Here is a 19,974-nt window from a genome sequence, read left to right as displayed (position 1 = left end):
GGTGCGGGGCACAACCGCGGCATCGTACCACGGGCGGCCGCGGGCCGGAAGCCCCTGCGATCGCCGTGGCCGGCCGGCCGGCCGTGTGCTATATTGAAGGCCGGTCCGGTCCCGGACTTCTCCGCTGAATGTGGGGGGCGACCTGGTTTCGACGTGGTCGGGGGACCGGGGACTGCATGCCGAGATCCCGCCAGTCTCGTTAAACGGGTGGAAACCAATTAAGTGACGAAAACAACTTCGCACTGGCGGCTTAGTTAAGCTGCCCGTCCCGGCGGTGGGGGGCCACCGTACCGCCGCCAAGGGGCGCCATTTACGGTGGATAGTTCCGCGTCAGGCCTCTGGTCGCGGGGCGAAACAAAAGTGAGGCTAGCCCCTGAAGCGGCGGGCCGCTGGGCCTCTTCCCGGGTTAAACAACAAGCGGCTAAGCATGTAGATGTCGCCGGGGAACCGGTTACGGACGCGGGTTCGATTCCCGCCGCCTCCACCAAACAAGACGCCACCGGTCACCCGGCGGCGTTTTTGTTTCCGCGGTGGTCGCGATCCGTCAGGCCCGCTTCCGCAGCACCGACGTCAGGAAGAACACCCCGCCCGTCAGCAGGATCGTCACCGCGCCCGCCGGCAGGTCGGGCCCGTAGGATATGGCCAGGCCCGCCGACGTCAGGCCCACGCAGAGCAGCGCCGCGAACAGCATCATCTGCCACAGGCGCCGGGCGAAGAGGTTGGCCAGGGCGGCGGGCAGGGTGAGCAGCGCGATCACCAGGATGATCCCCACCACCGACACCAGCAGCACCACCGTCAGGGCGGTCAGGCCGAGCAGCAGGAAGGTGAACCGCTGCACGTGCACGCCGCGCAGGGCGGCGAACTCCGCGTCGAAGCACACGGCCAGCAGTTGGCGGTGGAAGAGCCCGACCGTCACCAGCACCACCACGTCGAGCAGGGCGATGAGCTTCAGGTCGGCCGCCGACACCAGCAGGATGTTGCCGAAGAGGTAGCTCATCAGGTCGGTGGTGTAGCCGGGCGTCAGGCTGATGAAGACGATGCCGGTGGCCATGCCCATGGCCCACACCGCGCCGATGACCGTGTCCTCGCGCTGGTTGTGGCGCAGGCTGACGCCGCCGATCACCGCCGCGCTCAGCAGCGCCGCGATCACGGCGCCGCCCATGGGGCTGATCGCCGTGAAGCCGTGCACCACCTGCAGGTAGTGGACCACGCCCAGGCCCGCGAGCACCGAGTGGGCGATGCCGCCGGCGATGTAGCTGATGCGGCGGATCACCACGAAGCTGCCCACGACCCCGCAGGGGATCGAGGCCAGCACGCCCGCGAGCAGGGCGTAGCGCAGGAAGGCGTGGTCGCCGAGGGCGTCGAGGAAACTCAATGCCGGTGCCCTTCCTCGCTGCAGCGGTGGTCGTGGCGCACGAGCCGCATGTCCGAGCCGTAGAGGTCGGCGATGATCTCGCCCGTGATCTCGGTGGTCGGGTGCACGAGCACTTCGCGCCCGACGCACACCACGCTCTTGACGAAGCCCGAGACGAAGCCCAGGTCGTGGGAAACCAGCACGATGGTCAGCCGGCGGTTCAGCTCCTCGAGCAGGCGGTAGAAGCCTTCCTCCACGTGGGCGTCGAGGCCGGCGGTGGGCTCGTCCAGGAGCAGCAGGTCCGGGTCGGCGGCCAGGGCGCGGGCGATGAGCACGCGCTGCTTCTGCCCGCCGCTGAGGGCGGCGAAGTGGTGGCCGGCGCGGTCGCTCAGGCCGACCTCGGCCAGGGCGGCGCGGGCCCGGTCGCGGTCGGCGCCGCGCCAGTTGCCCAGGGAGGCGCCGCAGCCGAGGCGGCCCATGAGCACCACGTCCAGGGCCGAGACGGGGAACAGGGGGTCGAGCCGCGGGTGCTGCGGCACGTAGCCGATGCGTCCCCGGGTGTGCCGCGGCGCCCGCCCGTAGACCTCGATGCGGCCGCGCGTCGGCTCGAGCAGGCCGAGGGCGAGCTTGAGCAGGGTCGTCTTGCCGCTGCCGTTGGCGCCCACCACGCACACGAAGTCGCCCTCGGGGATGCGGATGTCCACGTGGTCGAGCACGACGCGGTCGTCGTAGCCGAAGCTCAGGTCGTGGCAGGAGATGACGTCGGACACGGGGGCTCCGCGGTCGGGCCGCGCATTGGGTCCGGCCGGGCCGGACGTTTCATCGGGCGGACGCGAACGACGCCGCCAGGGCCGCGGCGATGTGCCGCAGGCTCGTCTCATAATCCGCCGCGAGGGGATCCAAGACAAGGATTTCCGCGCCCACCTCGCGGGCGATCGCCTCGGCGGTGCGGCGCGAGAACTGGGGCTGCACCACGATCACCGTCGCGCCGGCCGCCCGGGCGCGGGCCACCACGGCGGCCACCTGCCTGGCGCCCGGGTCGTGGCCGTCCTGCTCGACGGCCACCTGCTCGAGGCCGTAGCGCCGGGCGAAGTGGCCGTAGGCGGGGTGGAAGACGAAGAACGCGCGGCCGCGCCACGGCGCCAGTTCGGCGGCGATCTCCCGGTCGAGGGTGGCGAGGCGGGCCCGCAGGCTGTCGCGCCGCGCGGCGAATTCCGCGGCCGCGGCGGGGCGGGCGGCGGTCAGGCGCGCGCACACCGTGTCCGCGAAGGCCATGGCCTGCACCGGGTCGAGCCAGGTGTGGGGGTCGGGGCCGTCGCCGTGATCGTGGTCGTGCCCGTGGTCGTCGTGGCCGCGGGCCGCGGCGGGGCCGAAGTCGCGGGCGCCGGCGATGACCGGACCGTCGGGCATGGCGGCGATGCGCGGCACGATGCCGCGCTCGAAGGGCACGCCCGCCGCGAAGAACAGGCGCGCCGCCGAGAGGCCGGCCACCTGCCGCGGGGTGGGCTCGTAGGTGGCGGGGGAGTGGCCCGGGCCGACCAGCACGTCGACCGTGACCTCGTCGCCGCCGACGGCGCGCACGAACTCCTGCTGGGGCAGGATGCTCACCACCACCGGCAGGGGCGCCGCGGCGGCGCCGCCGGCCGCCAGGAACGCCAGCAGGCCCGTCAGGGCCGCCGTGCGGGTCGTCGTGTTGCCGAGGGTCATCGGTCGGGTCTCCTTCGCCGGGGGCGGAACGGCCCCCATGATAACGTCCGGCGGCGAGGGCGCAATAATCCGATAAATGCCGCCTCCGCCCATTGATTCCGGTCCGGGCTTGGTTTAGCTTGGACGGGAACTTCACGACCGGAGGCGCCCGCCCCGCCGGGGCGGCCCGACCCCACGTCTTCGCCTGGAACCGGAGGAATCCCCATGCCGCTGATCCCCATGCGCGTCCTGCTCGATCACGCCGCCGAGAACGACTACGGCGTCGGCGCCTTCAACGTCAACAACATGGAGCAGATCCAGGCCATCATGATGGCGGCCACCGAGACCAACAGCCCGGTCATCGTCCAGGCCAGCCGCGGCGCCCGCTCCTACTCGCAGGACAACTACCTGCGCCACCTGATGCTCGCCGCCGCCGAGCTGAACCCGAACATCCCCATCGCCATGCACCAGGACCACGGCAACAGCCCGGCCACCTGCTTCAGCGCCATCGACCAGGGCTTCACCTCGGTCATGATGGACGGCTCGCTCATGGAGGACGGCAAGACGCCGGCCTCCTACGAGTACAACGTCGACGTGACGAAGCAGGTGGTGGCGAAGGCCCACGCCCTGGGCGTGACGGTCGAGGCCGAGATCGGCTGCCTCGGCGGCATCGAGGACGGCCACGGCGCCGGCCTCAGCGAGGACGAGGCGGCCGAGCACCTGACCGACCCGGCCGAGGCCGAGCAGTTCGTGGCCGACACCGGCTGCGACGCTCTCGCGGTGGCCATCGGCACCAGCCACGGCGCCTACAAGTTCACCAAGAAGCCCACCGGCGACGTGCTGAAGATGGACGTCATCGAGGAGATCAACCGGCGCCTGCCCAACACGCACCTCGTCATGCACGGCAGCAGCTCGGTGCCCCGCGAGCTGGTCGAGATCATCAACAACTACGGCGGCGACCTCAAGGAGAGCTACGGCGTGCCCGTCGAGGCCATCCAGAAGGGCATCAAGCACGGCGTGCGCAAGATCAACGTCGACACCGACAACCGCCTGGCCATCACCGGCGCCATCCGCAAGGTCTTCGCCGAGTCGCCGGGCAAGTTCGATCCGCGGGACTACATGAAGCCGGCGCGCGAGGCCATGGCCGAGGTCGTCAAGGCGCGCATGATCGCCTTCGGGCAGGCGGGCTGGGCCGACAAGGTGCCCCACGTGACCCTCGCCGAGATGGCGAAGAAGTACTAGACCGAACGGCAACCGGGAGGCGGACGATGTACGGCAGATTCGGCGAGGTGCTGCGGGGCGAACTGGACGCCATCCGCGAACAGGGACTCTACAAGGAAGAGCGCGTGCTCGAGGGGCCCCAGGGGGCGGAGATCCAGGTCGGCGGCCGCAAGGTGCTGAACTTCTGCGCCAACAACTACCTGGGCCTGGCCTCGGATCCCCGCGTGACCGCGGCCGCCCGGCGCGCCCTCGACACCTGGGGCTACGGTCTCAGCTCGGTGCGGTTCATCTGCGGCACCACGACCCTGCACAAGCAGCTCGAGGCCGAGATGAGCGCCTTCCTGGGCACCGAGGACACCATCCTCTACGCCGCCTGCTTCGACGCCAACGGCGGCGTGTTCGAGCCCCTGCTCGAGAAGGACAGCGCCATCATCACCGACCAGCTCAACCACGCCTCGATCATCGACGGCGTGCGGCTGGCCAAGGCGCAGCGCTACATCTACAACCACAGCGACATGGACCACCTGGAGGAGCAGCTCCGGGCGGCCAGCGACGCGGCCTTCCGCATGATCGTCACCGACGGTGTCTTCTCCATGGACGGCCACCTGGCCAAGCTGCCGGAGATCTGTGATCTGGCCGAAAAATACGAGGCCATGGTCATGGTCGACGAGAGCCATGCCACCGGATTCACCGGCGCGACCGGCCGGGGGACCCACGAGAAGTTCGGCGTCATGGACCGCGTCGATGTCATCACGACCACCTTCGGCAAGGCCCTCGGCGGGGCCCTCGGCGGCTGCACGAGCGGCCGGCGCGAGATCGTCGAGTGGCTGCGCCAGAAGAGCCGGCCCTACCTGTTCAGCAACTCCCTGCCCATGATGATCTGCGGGGCGGCGCTGGAGGTGCTGAAGATCCTGCGGGAAGATCCGACGCCCCTCAGGACGCTGGCGCACAACCAGCAGCGTCTGCGCAACGGATTGCGGGAGTTGGGCTTCGACGTCGACGAAGGCGACCACGCCATCATCCCGGTGCACTTCCGCCGGCACGACGACGACGCGATCATGGCCCAGGGCATGGCCGCCGACCTGCTCGGCGAGGGCATCTACTGCATCGGGTTCAGCTTCCCGGTGGTGCCGCGGGGCCAGGCCCGGATCCGGCTGCAGGCCTCGGCCGCCCACACCGACGACCACGTCACCCGCTGCCTAGAGGCCTTCGCCAAGGTGGGGAAGAAGCACGGCGCCATCTGATCCCGTCGCGGGGCCCCGTCGGAACGGGGCCGGCGGGCCGCCCATGAGGGTTGCGTGAAAAATACGCGGGAAGAATCGTCGCATTTGCTTTTTGGGCCGGGGGCGTCTATTTTCCCCGCGCCACGTCGCTGACCTGCCCCTGTCGAGCAGGGCGACGGGCTTTTTTGTACGCCCGGATGCCGGAGATTCCGCGTTTTCACTCCGGGGGCGACACCCCGACGGGAATGGGCCCGTCACCGCTTGGGATCGGAAAAAGGGAACAGGACCATGATTGAAGATCTGAGCATGATCAGGAACATCGGGATCAGCGCCCACATCGACTCGGGCAAGACCACGCTGACCGAGCGCATCCTGTACTACACCGGCCGCATCCGCGCCATCCACGAGGTGCGCGGCAAGGACGGCGTCGGCGCCACCATGGATTCCATGGAGCTCGAGCGCGAGCGCGGCATCACGATCCAGAGCGCCGCCACCTACACCGAGTGGAAGGGCCACCACGTCAACATCATCGACACCCCGGGCCACGTCGACTTCACCATCGAGGTGGAGCGCGCCCTGAAGGTGCTCGACGGCGCCATCCTGGTGCTGTGCTCGGTGGCCGGCGTGCAGAGCCAGTCGATCACGGTCGACCGCCAGATGAAGCGCTACAACGTGCCGCGCATCGCCTTCGTCAACAAGTGCGACCGCTCCGGCGCCAATCCCGCGCGCGTGACCGAGCAGCTGCGCGAAAAGCTGAAGCACAACGCCGTCATGATGCAGATCCCCATCGGCCTCGAGGACAAGCTCGAGGGCGTGGTCGACCTGGTGAAGATGAAGGCCTACCGCTTCGAGGGCGAGAACGGCGAGAACATCATCGAGTCGGAGATCCCGGCCGAGCTGCAGTTCGACGCCGAGGCCCGCCGCGAGGCCATGCTCGACGCGGTCAGCATGTTCAGCGACGAGCTCATGGAGGCCATGCTCGAGGAGACCGTCACCGAGGAGATGATCCACGACGCGGTCCGCAAGGGCGTGCTCGCCAACGAGCTGACCCCGGTCTTCATGGGCAGCGCCTACAAGAACAAGGGCGTGCAGCTGCTGCTCGACGCGGTCATGAAGTACCTGCCGGCCCCGACCGACATCGACAACACGGCCGTGCGCATGCTGCCGGGTGGCGAGGAGGAGGAGTTCATCCTCTCCAACGACCCGAAGCAGAAGCTCGTCGCCAACGCGTTCAAGCTCGAGGAAGGCCCGTACGGCCAGCTGACCTACGTCCGCATCTACCAGGGCGTGCTGCGCAAGGCCGACGACATCGTCAACACGCGCACCAACAAGAAGGTCAAGGTCGGCCGCCTCGGCCGGATGCATTCGGACCAGATGGAGGAGATCGATCACGCGAGCGCGGGCGACATCATCGCCCTGTTCGGCATCGACTGCGCCAGCGGCGACACCTTCACCTCCGGCGACCGCATCGCCCTGTCGAGCATGCACGTCCCCGAGCCGGTGGTCAGCCTGGCCATCGTCCCGGTGGACAACAAGGCCGCCACGAAGATGAGCAAGGCGCTGCACCGCTTCACCCGCGAGGATCCCACGTTCCGCACCTCGGTCGACGAGGACACGGGCGACACGATCATCAGCGGCATGGGCGAGCTGCACCTCGAGGTGTACATCGAGCGGATCAAGCGCGAGTTCGGCGCCGAGGTCACCACGGGCGCGCCCCAGGTGAAGTACCGCGAGACGCTGACCCAGCCGGTCCAGTTCGACTACACCCACAAGAAGCAGACCGGTGGTTCCGGCCAGTACGCCAAGGTGCTGGGCCTGATGGAGCCGGCGGGCGAGGGCGAGTTCGAGTTCGAGAGCGCCGTCGTCGGCGGCCGCATCCCGACCGAGTACATCGGCGCCTGCCGCAAGGGCTTCGAGATGTCCCTCGCCGAGGGCATGTACATCGGCGCCCCGGTCCAGGGCCTGAAGGTGACCATGCAGGACGGCGCCGCCCACGCGGTCGACTCCTCGGACATGGCCTTCCAGACGGCCTGCCGCGCGGCGTTCCGCGAGTTCTACATGAAGGGCAAGCCGTCGGCGCTCGAGCCGCTGATGCTGGTCTCCATCGAGGGGCCGAGCGAGTTCCAGGGCGAGGTCATCAAGACCCTGGCCCAGCGCCGCGGCGTGATCGTCGGCACGACCGAGGACGAGGGCTTCGTGCGCGTCGACGCGAACGTGCCCCTGGCCGAGATGTTCGGCTACGCCACGGTCCTGCGGTCGAGCACCCAGGGCAAGGCCGAGTTCACCATGGAGTTCGCCCGCTACGCTCCCGCCCCGGCCGACGTGGCCGAGGAGCTCGTCAAGGCGTATCAGGCCCGCCGGGCCGAGGGCAAGTAGGCACGCAGGACCGGGGTTCCGGGCCCGCGGGCCCGGGACGCAACCACGAGGAAACCATGATGGAAAAACACCTGACCGACCGCAGCCCCGTCCGGATCTTCGAGCGCGCCATGGGCGGCGGCCTGGGCGCCGGCAACCTGGGCGTGGTCCTCTCGCGTCCGGGCGTGGGCAAGACCGCCTTCCTGATCGGCCTGGCCGTCGATCGCCTCCTGCAGCGCAAGAAGGTGCTGTACATCTCGACCAAGGAGTCGGTCGAGCACATCAGCGACTTCTTCGAGCAGATCTTCCACGCCATGGCCGAGGCCCTGGACATGGACGACGTGCCCCGCCGCCAGCTGCGCATGGAGCGCAACCGGCACATCCACGTCTACAACGCGGACACCTTCAGCCTCGAGAAGCTGGAGCAGGCCGTGGACTTCCTGGACGAGGCCATGGGCTTCGTGCCCGAGATGGTCATCATGGACGGGACGCCGCGCTACGCCAAGACCGAGTCCTGGGAGCTGGACGGCCTGCGCACCCTGGCCGGCAAGTGGGGCGCCGAGATCTGGACCAGCGCCAACACCCACCGCGAGGGCCAGGAGACGGACGCGCGGGGCGTGCCGGCCGAGGTCGCCCGCTTCGACGAGCGCCTGGACGTCATCGTGAACCTGGTCCCCGAGGCCGACCACATCAAGGTCAAGCTGATCAAGGAGCACGACAACGCGGTCATCGCGAACGTCCAGCTCGAGGTCGATCCGAAGACCATGCTGCTGCGCTGGCGGTAGCGCCGTGACCGGCGGCACGGTCACCGACAGACTCGCCGCGGTGCGCGAGAGCATCGCAACGGCCTGCGCCCGCGCAGGCCGTTGTGCGTCCGGGGTGCGGCTCGTGGCCGTGTCCAAGCGGGTGCCGCTGCCCCTGGTGCTGGAGGCCGCCCGCGCCGGTCAGCGCGACTTCGGCGAGAACCGGGTCCAGGACGCCCTGGCACGACAGGACGAAGTCCGGACCGCCGTCGGCGGGCCGGAGACGGGCGCGCCCGAACTGGCCTGGCACTTCATTGGCCACCTGCAGCGCAACAAGGCCGCCCGCGTGGCGGGACGCTTCGCCCTGGTCCACGGCGTCGACTCGGTCGAGGCGGCGGCCCGGATCAGCCGTCGCTGCGAGGCCGACGGGACGGCGCAGGCGCTGCTGCTCGAGGTCAACATCTCGGGCGAGGCGCAGAAGGACGGCCTGGATCCGGCGACGGTCGTCGACGCGGTGGGCGCGGTGGCGGGCCTGCCCGGGGTGGACCTGCAGGGTCTGATGGGCATGGCCCGTTTCGACGCCGAGACTGCGGAACTCGGACGCACCTTCGCCCGCTTGCGGACCCTCGCCGCCGACGCGGCCCGCCAGACCGGCCGGCCGCTGCCCGAACTGAGCATGGGCATGAGCGACGACTACGAGGTCGCCATCGCCGAAGGGGCGACCATCGTCCGGGTGGGAAGCGCCATCTTCGGACCCCGCCCTGCCTGAAACCTGTCCAATCCGGCCGCCGGCGGCCAGATCCGGTCCGGAAAGGAGTCTTTAATGGACCTCATCCGCCTCGCCCTCGCCCTGTTGAACGTGTATTCGTTCCTGATCCTCGTGCGGGTCATCCTGTCCTGGGTGAACCCCTTTCCCCGCAACGAAGCCCTCCTGTGGGTGATCCGGCTGACCGAACCGGTGCTCGGACCCATCCGGGCCCTGATCCCCCTGCGGGGCCTGGACCTGTCCCCGATCGTGGCATGGCTCTTGATAAGGCTGCTCACGAAGTTGATTGTCCAGGCCGGTGCCGGGACGGGTTTTTGATCTCAGGTGAGTCGGAGGGACTCGCCGCGCCCGCTCCGCAAGCTTCCGGCTTCCGCCATCCGGAGGATTGCCAAGATGAGGATCACGCCCCTTGACGCCCGCAAGCAGGAATTCAGCAAGTCCATGCGCGGGTTCGACTGCGACGAGGTTCGCGCCTTCCTGAACACCCTGGCCGACGAATACGAAACCGTCCTGGTCGACAACAAGCAGATCCGGGAGCGGGTTCTCGAGCAGGACGAGCGGATCGCGGACTACGAGAAGATGGAGCGCACCCTGCGGGACACCCTGATGACCGCCGAGCGCGTCATGCAGGAGACCCGGGACAACGCCAATCGCGAGGGTGACCTCATCGTCCAGGAAGCCCAGATGAAGGCCAAGGGCATCATGGAGGAGTGCCGCCTGCGCACCGAGGAGCTGCGGCGGGAGATCATGGGTCTGCGCAAGGAGAAGGAAACCTACCTGGCGCGGTTCCGCAGCCTGGCCGAGGCCCAGATCCAGTTCGTGGACAACCACAAGAGCGACTTCGAGGACCTCGACCGGCGCCTCGTCGACATCGTCGATACGGTCGTGACCGGGGTCACCGCCGGCGCCGCCGGGGCGACGGCCGTCCGCACGGCCCCGCAGCCGGCTCCCCGTCCCGCCGCGAATCCGGCCACCGCGCCGATGGCCGCCGTGGCCCCGACCCCGATCCCGGCTCCGGTCAGCACCGAGCAGGACATCTGGCGCGACTACAGCCCGGCGGTGGGCGAGAACGCCGTCCCGAACGCCGTTCCGAACGCCCCCGCCGCCCCGGTCGTCCCGGCTGTCGCTGCGACCGCCGCGCCGGCGGCGGCTCCGGTGGCCGCGTCCGCCGCGAACCCGACCTACGAGCCGGCGCCCGCGTCGCCTCTGGCCAACGACCCCTCCGAGGACGACGTGGCCGGCAATATCGCCGACATCGTTTCCGAATCCCTGGCCGAGACCGGCGACGGCCCGGACGACGCCTTCCGGCCGCCCGTGGAGCCCCTGGACATCGACGTGGTGTCCGACCCCCACCGGCCCGGCCCGGATCCGTTCGAGGAAGCCGAGGAGACCTTCACGATCACGACGGGTTTCTGAGCCGGATTTCGGGAATAGAGCGCACGGAAGGGCGGGAATCGGCAGATTCCCGCTTTTTCCTTGGTCACCTGCGGGGTCCGTGTTAGTTTGTCTCGTCCGGCAGAAACCGTACCCTGAGGCCCCGGGAGGCCCCCCGTGAGCGACATGTGGACCCAGATCGAGGAAGCCGCCGCCTTCATCCGCGCCCGAACCGATTTCACCCCGGAGATCGGCCTCATCCTGGGCACGGGACTGGGCGAACTGGGGGCGAAGATCGACACCGCCTGCACGATCCCCTACGGCGAGGTGCCGCACTTCGTCGAGTCGACGGCGACCAGCCACGAGGGCAACCTGGTCCTGGGCACCCTGGGCGGCCGCCGGGTCATGGCCATGCAGGGGCGCGTCCACTTCTACGAGGGCTACACCATGCAGCAGATCACGCTGCCGGTGCGGGTGATGAAGGCCCTGGGCTGCGGGGCCCTGTTCATGAGCAACGCCGTCGGCGGCATGAACCCGCTCATGGGGCCGGGCGACATCACGGTCATCACCGACCACATCAACCTGATGGGCGACAACCCTCTCATCGGTCCCAACGACGACCGGCTCGGCCCGCGCTTCCCCGACATGTCCGAGCCCTACGACCGGGCCTTCGTCGCCACCATGGAGGAGGTCGCCCTCGCGGCCCGCATCCCCCTGAAGAAGGCGGTCTACGTGGCCGTGGCCGGTCCCAATCTCGAGACCGGCGCCGAGTACCGCTTCCTGCGCGCCATCGGTGCCGACACGGTGGGCATGTCGAGCGTGCCCGAGTGCCTCGCGGCGGTGCACGGGGGCATGCGCGTCATCGGCATGTCGGTCATCACCGACGCCTGTCTGCCCGACAACCTGCATCCGGCCGACGTGCAGCAGATCATCAAGGTGGCCAACGCCGCCCAGCCCCATCTCGAGGCGCTGGTGACGGGCTTCCTGGCCCGGGTCGAGCTGTAGCCACCAGGAGAACCCGGCGCCCGCCCACGGCGGCGGCGCCCACGGAAAGCGACGGAACGATGTCCAGCGATCAACCGAGCAGCCTGTATCCGCCCCTGGCGCGCAAATTCCACGACGCCGAGTCCGAGGCGGCGGTCAGCGCCTTCTGGCGGGAGCACGACATCTTCGCCCGCTCCATCGCGCAGCGGGAAGGGGCGCCGGACTGGGTCTTCTACGAGGGCCCTCCCACCGCCAACGGCATGCCCGGCGTGCACCACGTCATGGCGCGCCTCTGCAAGGACATCATGTGCCGGTACAAGACCATGACCGGCCACCGCGTGCTGCGCAAGGCGGGCTGGGACACCCATGGTCTGCCGGTCGAGCGCGCGGTGGAGAAGGGGCTGGGCATCCAGGGAGCCCAGGCGATCGAGGAGTACGGTCTCGGGCCCTTCAACGACAGGTGCCGCGAGAGCGTCTGGACCTGCAAGGGCGACTGGGACGAGTTCACGACCCTGCTCGGCTACTGGGTCGACCTCGACGATCCCTACATCACCTACGACAACGACTACATCGAGACCGTGTGGTGGATCCTCAGCCGCTTCCACGCCGAAGGCATGCTCTACAAGGGCCACAAGGTCGTGCCCTACTGCCCGGTGTGCGCCACTCCGCTCAGTGCCAACGAGATGGCGAACAGCTACCGCACGGTGAACGACCCGAGCATCTTCGTGAAGCTGAAGGCGGTCGATCCGGCCGGCGACGAGGACGAGTTCTTCGTCACCTGGACCACCACGCCCTGGACCCTGCCCTCGAACGTGGCGCTGGCCGTGGGCGCCGACTTCGACTACGTGCGCGTGCGGTTCGGCGGCGAGGTGCTGATCCTGGCCGAGGCCCGGCTGGGCGTGCTGGAGGGCCTGCACGGCGACGAGCAGCCCGAGATCATCGACCGCTGCAAGGGCGCCGATCTGCTCGGGCGCCGCTACGAGCAGCTGCTCCCCTTCGTCAGCCCGGACGAGGGCAAGCGCGCCTTCGTCGTGGTCGAGGCCGATTTCGTGACCCTCGATTCCGGTACCGGCATCGTGCACATGGCGCCGGCCTTCGGCGAGGACGATTACCAGGTGGGGCAGCGGGAGAACCTGAGCTTCTTCCGGCCGGTCGACGCCAACGGCGCCTTCACGGCCGAGGTCACGCCCTGGGCGGGGGTGCACGTCAAGCAGGCCGACAAGGCCATCATCCGGCACCTCGAGGAGACGGGCCAGCTGCTGAAGGCCATGACCTACAGCCACGACTACCCGTTCCACGACCGCTGCGACAACGCCCTGATCTACTTCGCGACGCCGAGCTGGTTCATCCGCACCAGCGCCATGCGCGACGACCTGGTCAAGGCCAACGCCGAGATCACCTGGGCGCCGCCCGAGGTGGGGGCGGGGCGCTTCGGCAACTGGCTCGCCGGCAACATCGACTGGAGCCTGAGCCGCAACCGCTTCTGGGGCACGCCGCTCAACGTCTGGATCTGCGACGACTGCGGCCATCTGCACCTGCCCACCTGCCGGGCCGACCTCAGCGAGCTGACGGGCGCCGACCAGTCCGGACTCGACCTGCACCGGCCCCACGTGGACGACATCACCTTCGCCTGTCCGGCCGCGGGCTGTGCGGGCACCATGCGGCGCACGCCCGAGGTCATCGACTGCTGGTTCGATTCGGGCAGCATGCCCTTCGCCCAGTACCACTATCCGTTCGAGAACAGGGAGCTCTTCGAGAACCAGTTCCCGGCCGACTTCATCAGCGAGGGCATCGACCAGACGCGCGGCTGGTTCTACACGCTGCTGGTCATCTCGACCTTCCTGATGGGGCGCAGCAGCTACAAGAGCTGCCTGGTGAACGAGCTCATCCTCGACAAGAAGGGCAAGAAGATGTCCAAGAGCGTCGGCAACACCGTCGACCCCATGGCCATCATGCGCACCGCCGGCGCCGACCCGCTGCGCTGGTACATGCTCACCTGCAGCCCGGTGTGGACGCCCACGCGCTTCGACCCCGAGGGCGTCAAGGAGGCGCAGCGCAAGCTCATCGCCACCCTCGAGAACACCTACAACTTCTTCTCGCTGTACGCGAACCTCGACGGTTTCCGCGTGGCGGACGCCGGCGAGCAGGAACTCGACCAGCTCGACCGCTGGATCCTGAGCCGCCTGCAGAGCGTCGCCGCCGAGGTGGCGGCCGACCTCGAGTCGCTCCATCTGACGCGGGCCGCCAAGACGGCCGGCACGTTCTTCATGGACGACGTGAGCAACTGGTACGTGCGCCTGAGCCGACGGCGGTTCTGGAAGGGCGAGATGACGCCGGACAAGCGGGCGGCCTTCACCACCCTGCACACGGTGCTCGGCGCGAGCCTGCGTCTGCTGGCGCCGTTCATCCCCTTCACCACCGAGGAGATCTTCCGCGCGCTGGTGGCCCACGCCGACGCCGGGGCCTCGGTCCACCTGACCGGATTCCCGACGGCCGATCCGGCCCTCGTGGACGCGGAGCTCGAGCGGGCCATGGCCGCGGCCCAGGCCGTGGTCGGGCTCGGACGCAGCCTGCGCCAGGAGTCGTCCCTGAAGACGCGGCAGCCCCTCGGGCGCCTGCTCATGCACGCCGACGACGACCGGGTGGCCCTGCTCATGGCCGACCCGCGCCTGCAGGGCTATGTCCTCGAGGAGCTGAACGTCAAGGAGATCGGCACGGTCGACGATCCGCGCGAGGTCGCGCTGCTCTCGGCCAAGGCCAACTTCCGGGCCCTCGGGCCGCGCTTCGGCAAGCAGGCTCCCGTCGCGGCCAAGGCCATCACCGCCATGACGCCGGAGCAGATCCTCGCCCTGCGCGACCAGGGGCGGGTCACGCTGGCCGTCGACGGCGACCAGGCCGAGTTCACCTTCGAGGAGGTCCAGGTGGTCGAGGAGGGGGTGGCCCCGTTCGTGGCCGGAGGCGCCGGTGGCCTCACCGTGGCCCTCGACACGACGCTGACCGGCGATCTGCTGGCCGAAGGCCTCAGCCGCGAACTCGTCAACAAGGTGCAGAACCTGCGCAAGAAGAGCGGTCTGGAGGTCAGCGACCGCATCCGGTTGCGGATCGACGGCCCCGCAGCGGTCCTGGACACCGTCGCCCGCTTCGCCGACCACATCGCCGCGGAGACCCTCGCCACCGGCGTTGCCGCTCCGGGCGAAATGCCTTATAAAGACACATTCGATATCGACGGCCAGGAGATCAGCATCGCCCTGGACCGGGCCTGAGACCGGCGCCGCGGCGCTGCCATTCGGGGAGGGACCCCATGCGGAAAACGGAACTGGCGAGATTCCGGAAACTGCTCCTGGAGGAGAAGGAGCGCGTTTCCGCGTCGTTGGCCAAGCACGAGAAGATCATCAAGCACACCGACGACCAGTCGGGGCTCGAGATGGGCAAGGCCCACTCCAACCACATGGCCGACCAGGGCTCCGACGAGTACCAGTACGAGACCACCATCAAGTTCGCCAACACCGAGGGCCGCTACCTCTACAACATCGAAGAGGCCCTCAGCCGCATCGAGGACGGCAGCTACGGCAAGTGCACCGAGTGCGGCGGCAACATCGGCATCCCGCGCCTGACCCGGTTGCCGTACACCCGCATGTGCATCGAGTGCAAGGAGAAGGAAGAGGCGGGCACGCTCTGATGTCGTCTTCCCGCCCGATTCTGCCGCCCTGGCTGTGGGCCCCGCTGGTCTTCGTGGTCGATTTCGTGACCAAACGCATCGTGCTCGCCAACGAGGCCGCCTTCCGGGCCCGCATCGAGGTCATCGGCGACTTCGCCCGCTTCATCTACGTCCGCAACGACAGTTCGGCCATGGACCTGTTCCCGGTCGGGCGCTGGCCCCTGGTGGCGGTGAGCGTCATCGCGGCCGTCTTCATCGTCTACCTCTACCGCACGACCGATCCGGTGCACCGCGTCCGCCGCGCCGCCATGGGCGCGATCTTCGGCGGCGCCCTGGGCAATCTGGTCGACCGCATCTTCTACGACGGCAAGGTGGTCGACTTCATCGACCTCGGCCTCGGCACGACCCGCTTCTACACCTTCAACGTGGCCGACATCGGCGTGTCCGTCGGGGGCGCGATCCTCTTCGCCTGCCTGCTCTTCGACCGGGGCCCGGCGCCTGTCGCGGCCGACCCCGTCGATCCGAACGACCCCGCCGGCGGTCCGGCGGGGGATCCGGCGCCGGCGCGCCCCGACCTGCCGTGAGCGCCGCCGCCGCGCCCATCGTCCTGACCGTCGGTCCCGACGACCACGACACCCGCCTGGACCACTTCCTGGTCGAGGCCTGCGACGACGTGTCGCGCAGCCGGATCCACGCCGATCTCGCCGCGGGACGCATCACCGTCGACGGCCGGGCGCGGCCCAAGAACCACCGCCTGCGCGCCGGCGAGATCGTCCGCTACGAGCCGGCCCCGCCGGCCGAGATGCGGGCCGAACCGCAGGACATTCCCCTGGACATCGTCTACCGCGACGACCACCTCGTGATCGTCGACAAGCCGGCGGGCCTGGTCGTGCACCCGGCGGTGGGACACCCGGACGGCACCCTCGTCAACGGACTCCTGCATCACCTGGGGGCCTGGCAGGCCGGCGACGACCCGCTGCGGCCCGGCATCGTCCACCGGCTCGACCGGGACACGAGCGGCCTGCTCGCCGTGGCCCTCGACGAGGCGGCGCACCGGCACCTGGCGGCCCAGCTCCAGGAGCGGCGCATGGGGCGCACCTACCTGGCCCTCAGCTGGGGTCGCTGGCCCGAGGACACCGGCCGCCTGACCGGCGCCATCGGGCGTCATCCCCGCTTCCGCCAGAAGATGGCCGTGGTCGAGCGGGGCGGCCGGGACGCCGCGACCCGCTACGAGGTGCTGGAGGATTTCGCCTTCGCCCAGTACTGCCGCGTCGAGCTCGAAACCGGCCGCACCCACCAGATCCGCGTCCACTTCGCCTACAACGGGCACCCGGTGGTGGGCGACCCGCTCTACGGCGACGACAAGCGGGTCCGGGGCATCCACAACCTCGACCGCGCCCGGGCCGACCGCATGGTGCGCGACGCCACGCGCCAGATGCTCCATGCGACGCGCCTGCGGCTCGAACATCCGGTCACCGGCGAGGCCCTGTCCTTCGAGGCGCCCCTGCCCGCCGACATGGCCGGGGTCCTGGCCGCCCTGCGCGGGGACGACTGACCGCCCGGCGGAGCAGTTGTGGACACGGAACCCGGGTTGTCCTATTGTCTTCTGATCACGGAGCCCGCCGGACGACGGGACGCAGCCGGATCGTCGCGCCCCTGCGGGGGAGCGGCGCGGAACCCAGCAAAGCGAGATGCGAGTGAAGCTCAAGGAACGCAAACGGGACGGCGTGGCCATCCTCGAGATGAGCGGCAAGCTGATGGGCGGCCCCGATGCCGAGTCCTTCGACGAGACCCTCAAGACCCTCATCCACGAGGGCTGCAACAACGTCATCGTGGACATGCAGAAGGTGAAGTGGGTCAACAGCACCGGATTGGGCATCCTCATCTCGGGCTACACCACCCTGAAGAAAAGCGGCGGCGAGCTGAAACTGCTGAAGGTGTCGGACCGTATCGAGAACATCTTCATCGTGTCCAAGCTCTACACGGTCTTCGAGTCCTTCCAGGACGAGGACGAGGCCATCCAGAGTTTTTCCTGAGGTTTTTGCCGAGTCGTCCATCAATCTTCCACCGGTGACAGCGGGCAGGTGAACGTGGCCTCCAGAATCGAGATCAGATTGCCGAGCAACATGGAGTTCCTCGGTGTGCCCGATGCGGTGCTCATGGAGATCGGTTCGGACATGGAATGCTGCCGCCAGTCGCTGGAGGAACTCGGCACCTCGATCATCGAGGCCTGCACCAACGCCATGGAGCACGGCAACTCCCTCGACGACCACCTGCCCATCCAGGTCATCTACGAAGTCGATGACGACAAGGTCACCGTCACCGTGCTCGATGAGGGCCCGGGCTTCGACCACGAACACTGGAAACCGTCCGACGAACTCATGCGCCAGCGGGGGCGGGGCATCCAGATCATGCGCGAGTTCACCGACGAGCTCGAATTCGGCCGCCACGAGGATGGCCGCTTCCTCATCCGCATGGTCAAGAACCTGCAGCCCGCCGCGGACGACGAGTCCTGATCTCCCGGGAACCCGACTGATGCCTGCCTGCCTCGGACTCGACTACGGCCTGCGCCGCATCGGCGCCGCCGCCAACGACGCGGGGTCTTCCCTGGCCCTCGCCCTCGGCACCCATGTCGAGGGCCGCGACGGTTCCGTCTTCACCTGGCTGGCGGACCTCGTCGCCGCGCGGGGGATCGAGCGCATCGTGGTCGGACTGCCCCTGACCGCCGACGGGCGCGAAGCCGAACTGGCGGTCCGGGCCCGCGAATTCGCGGCCAAGCTCGGCGCGCGGCTGGGGCTCGAGGTCGTCCTCTGGGACGAGCGCTACTCGAGCCAGGAAGCCGACCGCTGGGTCGCCGGGGCCCGTCGCCCGGAGCCCGGAGCCCGCGACGCCGTGGCGGCGGCGATCATCCTGCAGAGCTACCTCGACCACCTGGCGGCCGCGGGGGAGGAGCGGTCGTGCTGAGGCGCCTGCTGCTCGTCGTGCTCGCCGGGATGGCGGTGGGGCTGGCCGTCCTGGCCTGGGGCTGGTCGCGCTGGACGGGACCCGGGCCCGGCGCCGGGGGCACGCCGGTGGTGGTGCGCATCCCGCCCGGAATGACGCTGGGCGCGGCGGCCGACACCCTGGTCGCCCGGGGCCTGCTGGCCGACCGCCGGGTGCTGCTGGCCGGGGCCCGCCTCACGGGCCGCGACCGGGGGCTGCGGGCCGGACTCTACGAGTTGAGTCCGGGTCAGGCGCCGCGCGATCTGCTGGCCGACCTCACCGCCGGTCGCTCGATCCAGGTGGCGGTGACGATTCCCGAGGGACTCGACGCGGGGGAGATCGGGGCGATCGTCGCCTCGGCCTTCGGCTGGCAGGCGGACGCCTTCCTGGCCGCCGCCGATTCGCTGGCGCGTCTCGCCACGGAGACCGGCGGCTGGCTCGGTCCGGACCAGGCGGCGCGTCTCGATTCGCTCACGGCGGCCACGGCCGCCGCGGGACCACGCCGCTTCCGCTGGTGCGAAGGGCTGCTCGCACCGGACACCTACCGCTTCGCGACCGGCACCGGCCCCGACGTCGTGGCGGCCCACCTTGTGGACACCCAGGCCGCCCGGCTCGGGCAGGCCGTGGAGGCGGCGCGGGGTGGGGTCAACGCCGCCCTGACCCCGTTCGAACTGCTCACCCTCGCGTCGATCGTCGAGGCCGAAGCCCGCCGCGACGACGAGCGGCGGTTGATCGCCGCGGTCTACACGAACCGGATGCAGCGGGGGTGGCGCCTGGAGGCCGATCCCACCGTGGCCTTCCTGCTCGACCGCAAGGGACAGCGCCTCTACTTCAAACACCTGAAGACCGACTCGCCCTACAACACCTACCGTCGCCGGGGGCTGCCGCCGGGCCCCATCGGCACGCCCGGTGTGGCGAGCCTCGCCGCGGCGGCGACGCCCGACACTTCCTGCGAGGCCCTGTACTTCGTGTCCGACGGCGCCGACGGCCACGTCTTCAGCCGCACCGCGCGCGAACACGAGGACGCGGTGCGCCGGTTCCGGGCCTTGCGCTCCGGCGACCGGGCGGCGGATTGACGGAACCGGGCCCCCCGGTTATTGTTCTGCCCCGGACGACAGGCTTCGTTTCCCGCACGCCCGCACACCCGCACCTCCGGATGGTCGGAATCCATGGACATGTTGCGCAGATTCGGATTGCTCGCCGCGGCCGTGGCCGCCATCCTGGCGGGATACGCCACCCTCGCGGCGGGCATGCTCTCGACCGGACCGCTCCTGCTCGTGGCGGGCTATTGCGTGCTGCTGCCGTTCTACCTGTGGCGCTCGTTCCGCCGCAGCGTCGGCCGATGAATCCTCCGGTGGGCGAATAGTTCAGCTGGTCAGAGCGCCTGCCTTACACGCAGGATGTCACAGGTTCGAATCCTGTTTCGCCCACCATCTCCTTCCTGCCGCGCCGCCGCTTCCGCCGTCGCCGGCCGCCTTGGGCGACCGGGCGGCGGTTTTTGTGCTTTGATCCGCGTTTTTTGCTGCGATTTCGTCAGGAAATCCTCTTTCACGGAAAAAAAATAGGGTTTCACGCGGGCTCTTGTGATATCATCGGTGGCGTCAAGTGCTCGCTCTGCGAGTGGGAAG

Annotated in this window: 20 protein-coding genes, 1 tRNA gene and 1 other RNA gene; 19 read left to right on the top strand and 3 right to left on the bottom strand. The window is 69.3% G+C overall.

The window, feature by feature from the left end:
- The first annotated feature begins 133 nt into the window (after window positions 1–133).
- Window positions 134–487: a transfer-messenger RNA gene (ssrA, locus tag KDM41_00300) on the top strand.
- Between the two features lie 57 nt (window positions 488–544).
- Here the strand turns inward: ssrA and KDM41_00295 are convergent.
- Genes KDM41_00295 through KDM41_00285 form a run of 3 tightly spaced genes read right to left on the bottom strand, consistent with a single transcriptional unit; the run spans window position 545 to window position 3,061 of the window.
- Window positions 545–1,375, bottom strand: coding sequence for a metal ABC transporter permease (locus KDM41_00295; GenBank protein ID MCB1181850.1), 831 nt, complete (start codon window positions 1,373–1,375; stop codon window positions 545–547).
- On the bottom strand, window positions 1,372–2,235 hold the full coding sequence (locus KDM41_00290; protein MCB1181849.1) for an ATP-binding cassette domain-containing protein: 864 nt from the start codon (window positions 2,233–2,235) through the stop codon (window positions 1,372–1,374). Before KDM41_00290 ends, KDM41_00295 begins: the two co-directional genes overlap by 4 nt.
- The gene (locus tag KDM41_00285; protein MCB1181848.1) at window positions 2,174–3,061 is read right to left on the bottom strand and encodes a zinc ABC transporter substrate-binding protein; all 888 of its coding nucleotides are present in this window, start codon (window positions 3,059–3,061) and stop codon (window positions 2,174–2,176) included. The genes KDM41_00290 and KDM41_00285 overlap by 62 nt, the downstream gene beginning before the upstream one ends.
- A gap of 204 nt (window positions 3,062–3,265) precedes the next feature.
- Here KDM41_00285 and fba point away from each other — a divergent pair, with 204 nt between their 5' ends.
- The 18 genes from fba (at window position 3,266) to KDM41_00195 (ending at window position 19,779) form a co-directional block, all read left to right on the top strand.
- Window positions 3,266–4,282: a fructose-bisphosphate aldolase class II gene (gene fba, locus KDM41_00280; GenBank protein ID MCB1181847.1), complete on the top strand. Its 1,017-nt coding sequence runs from the start codon at window positions 3,266–3,268 to the stop codon at window positions 4,280–4,282.
- A gap of 26 nt (window positions 4,283–4,308) precedes the next feature.
- Window positions 4,309–5,505: a glycine C-acetyltransferase gene (locus tag KDM41_00275; protein MCB1181846.1), complete on the top strand. Its 1,197-nt coding sequence runs from the start codon at window positions 4,309–4,311 to the stop codon at window positions 5,503–5,505.
- Window positions 5,506–5,772: 267 nt separating this feature from the next.
- The gene (locus KDM41_00270; GenBank protein ID MCB1181845.1) at window positions 5,773–7,860 is read left to right on the top strand and encodes an elongation factor G; all 2,088 of its coding nucleotides are present in this window, start codon (window positions 5,773–5,775) and stop codon (window positions 7,858–7,860) included.
- Window positions 7,861–7,916: 56 nt separating this feature from the next.
- On the top strand, window positions 7,917–8,624 hold the full coding sequence (locus KDM41_00265) for an AAA family ATPase (GenBank protein ID MCB1181844.1): 708 nt from the start codon (window positions 7,917–7,919) through the stop codon (window positions 8,622–8,624).
- Window positions 8,625–8,628: 4 nt separating this feature from the next.
- The gene (locus KDM41_00260) at window positions 8,629–9,351 is read left to right on the top strand and encodes a YggS family pyridoxal phosphate-dependent enzyme (protein MCB1181843.1); all 723 of its coding nucleotides are present in this window, start codon (window positions 8,629–8,631) and stop codon (window positions 9,349–9,351) included.
- Between the two features lie 54 nt (window positions 9,352–9,405).
- Window positions 9,406–9,666, top strand: coding sequence for a YggT family protein (locus tag KDM41_00255; GenBank protein ID MCB1181842.1), 261 nt, complete (start codon window positions 9,406–9,408; stop codon window positions 9,664–9,666).
- Window positions 9,667–9,741: 75 nt separating this feature from the next.
- Window positions 9,742–10,764 (top strand): DivIVA domain-containing protein, encoded by a 1,023-nt coding sequence (locus tag KDM41_00250; protein ID MCB1181841.1) that lies wholly within the window; start codon window positions 9,742–9,744, stop codon window positions 10,762–10,764.
- 135 nt (window positions 10,765–10,899) lie between these two features.
- Window positions 10,900–11,727 (top strand): purine-nucleoside phosphorylase, encoded by an 828-nt coding sequence (locus tag KDM41_00245; protein MCB1181840.1) that lies wholly within the window; start codon window positions 10,900–10,902, stop codon window positions 11,725–11,727.
- 59 nt (window positions 11,728–11,786) lie between these two features.
- Window positions 11,787–14,969 (top strand): isoleucine--tRNA ligase, encoded by a 3,183-nt coding sequence (locus KDM41_00240; GenBank protein MCB1181839.1) that lies wholly within the window; start codon window positions 11,787–11,789, stop codon window positions 14,967–14,969.
- Window positions 14,970–15,007: 38 nt separating this feature from the next.
- A complete protein-coding gene (locus KDM41_00235) occupies window positions 15,008–15,385 on the top strand; it encodes a TraR/DksA family transcriptional regulator (GenBank protein MCB1181838.1) in 378 nt (125 codons plus the stop codon).
- On the top strand, window positions 15,385–15,948 hold the full coding sequence (lspA, locus tag KDM41_00230; GenBank protein ID MCB1181837.1) for a signal peptidase II: 564 nt from the start codon (window positions 15,385–15,387) through the stop codon (window positions 15,946–15,948). Before KDM41_00235 ends, lspA begins: the two co-directional genes overlap by 1 nt.
- Entirely contained in the window at window positions 15,945–16,919 is a 975-nt protein-coding gene (locus tag KDM41_00225) for an RluA family pseudouridine synthase (protein ID MCB1181836.1), read from the top strand. Before lspA ends, KDM41_00225 begins: the two co-directional genes overlap by 4 nt.
- Window positions 16,920–17,055: 136 nt before the next feature.
- Window positions 17,056–17,400, top strand: coding sequence for an STAS domain-containing protein (locus KDM41_00220; protein ID MCB1181835.1), 345 nt, complete (start codon window positions 17,056–17,058; stop codon window positions 17,398–17,400).
- Window positions 17,401–17,478: 78 nt separating this feature from the next.
- Complete coding sequence (locus KDM41_00215; protein ID MCB1181834.1) at window positions 17,479–17,880, top strand: ATP-binding protein; 402 nt, start codon at window positions 17,479–17,481, stop codon at window positions 17,878–17,880.
- Between the two features lie 19 nt (window positions 17,881–17,899).
- On the top strand, window positions 17,900–18,328 hold the full coding sequence (gene ruvX, locus KDM41_00210) for a Holliday junction resolvase RuvX (protein ID MCB1181833.1): 429 nt from the start codon (window positions 17,900–17,902) through the stop codon (window positions 18,326–18,328).
- The gene (gene mltG, locus KDM41_00205) at window positions 18,322–19,422 is read left to right on the top strand and encodes an endolytic transglycosylase MltG (GenBank protein MCB1181832.1); all 1,101 of its coding nucleotides are present in this window, start codon (window positions 18,322–18,324) and stop codon (window positions 19,420–19,422) included. Before ruvX ends, mltG begins: the two co-directional genes overlap by 7 nt.
- A gap of 99 nt (window positions 19,423–19,521) precedes the next feature.
- A complete protein-coding gene (locus KDM41_00200; GenBank protein MCB1181831.1) occupies window positions 19,522–19,692 on the top strand; it encodes a hypothetical protein in 171 nt (56 codons plus the stop codon).
- Window positions 19,693–19,702: 10 nt separating this feature from the next.
- Window positions 19,703–19,779, top strand: a tRNA-Val gene (locus tag KDM41_00195).
- The last annotated feature ends 195 nt before the right edge of the window (window positions 19,780–19,974 follow it).

The organism is bacterium (assembly GCA_020440705.1).
GTDB lineage: Bacteria > Krumholzibacteriota > Krumholzibacteriia > LZORAL124-64-63 > LZORAL124-64-63 > JAGRNP01.
The sequence above is the reverse complement of the archived record's forward strand: the minus strand, read 5'-3'. Positions and strand labels throughout refer to the sequence as shown.

Coding starts and splice junctions, on each gene's coding strand:
- KDM41_00250 (MCB1181841.1), top strand. CDS start 9,742: ATGAGGATCACGCCCCTTGACGCCCGCAAGCAGGAATTCAGCAAGTCC.
- KDM41_00265 (MCB1181844.1), top strand. CDS start 7,917: ATGATGGAAAAACACCTGACCGACCGCAGCCCCGTCCGGATCTTCGAG.
- KDM41_00220 (MCB1181835.1), top strand. CDS start 17,056: ATGCGAGTGAAGCTCAAGGAACGCAAACGGGACGGCGTGGCCATCCTC.
- ruvX (MCB1181833.1), top strand. CDS start 17,900: ATGCCTGCCTGCCTCGGACTCGACTACGGCCTGCGCCGCATCGGCGCC.
- KDM41_00200 (MCB1181831.1), top strand. CDS start 19,522: ATGTTGCGCAGATTCGGATTGCTCGCCGCGGCCGTGGCCGCCATCCTG.
- KDM41_00235 (MCB1181838.1), top strand. CDS start 15,008: ATGCGGAAAACGGAACTGGCGAGATTCCGGAAACTGCTCCTGGAGGAG.
- KDM41_00290 (MCB1181849.1), bottom strand. CDS start 2,235: ATGAGACGAGCCTGCGGCACATCGCCGCGGCCCTGGCGGCGTCGTTCG.
- KDM41_00240 (MCB1181839.1), top strand. CDS start 11,787: ATGTCCAGCGATCAACCGAGCAGCCTGTATCCGCCCCTGGCGCGCAAA.
- lspA (MCB1181837.1), top strand. CDS start 15,385: ATGTCGTCTTCCCGCCCGATTCTGCCGCCCTGGCTGTGGGCCCCGCTG.
- KDM41_00270 (MCB1181845.1), top strand. CDS start 5,773: ATGATTGAAGATCTGAGCATGATCAGGAACATCGGGATCAGCGCCCAC.
- KDM41_00255 (MCB1181842.1), top strand. CDS start 9,406: ATGGACCTCATCCGCCTCGCCCTCGCCCTGTTGAACGTGTATTCGTTC.
- KDM41_00275 (MCB1181846.1), top strand. CDS start 4,309: ATGTACGGCAGATTCGGCGAGGTGCTGCGGGGCGAACTGGACGCCATC.
- fba (MCB1181847.1), top strand. CDS start 3,266: ATGCCGCTGATCCCCATGCGCGTCCTGCTCGATCACGCCGCCGAGAAC.
- KDM41_00285 (MCB1181848.1), bottom strand. CDS start 3,061: ATGACCCTCGGCAACACGACGACCCGCACGGCGGCCCTGACGGGCCTG.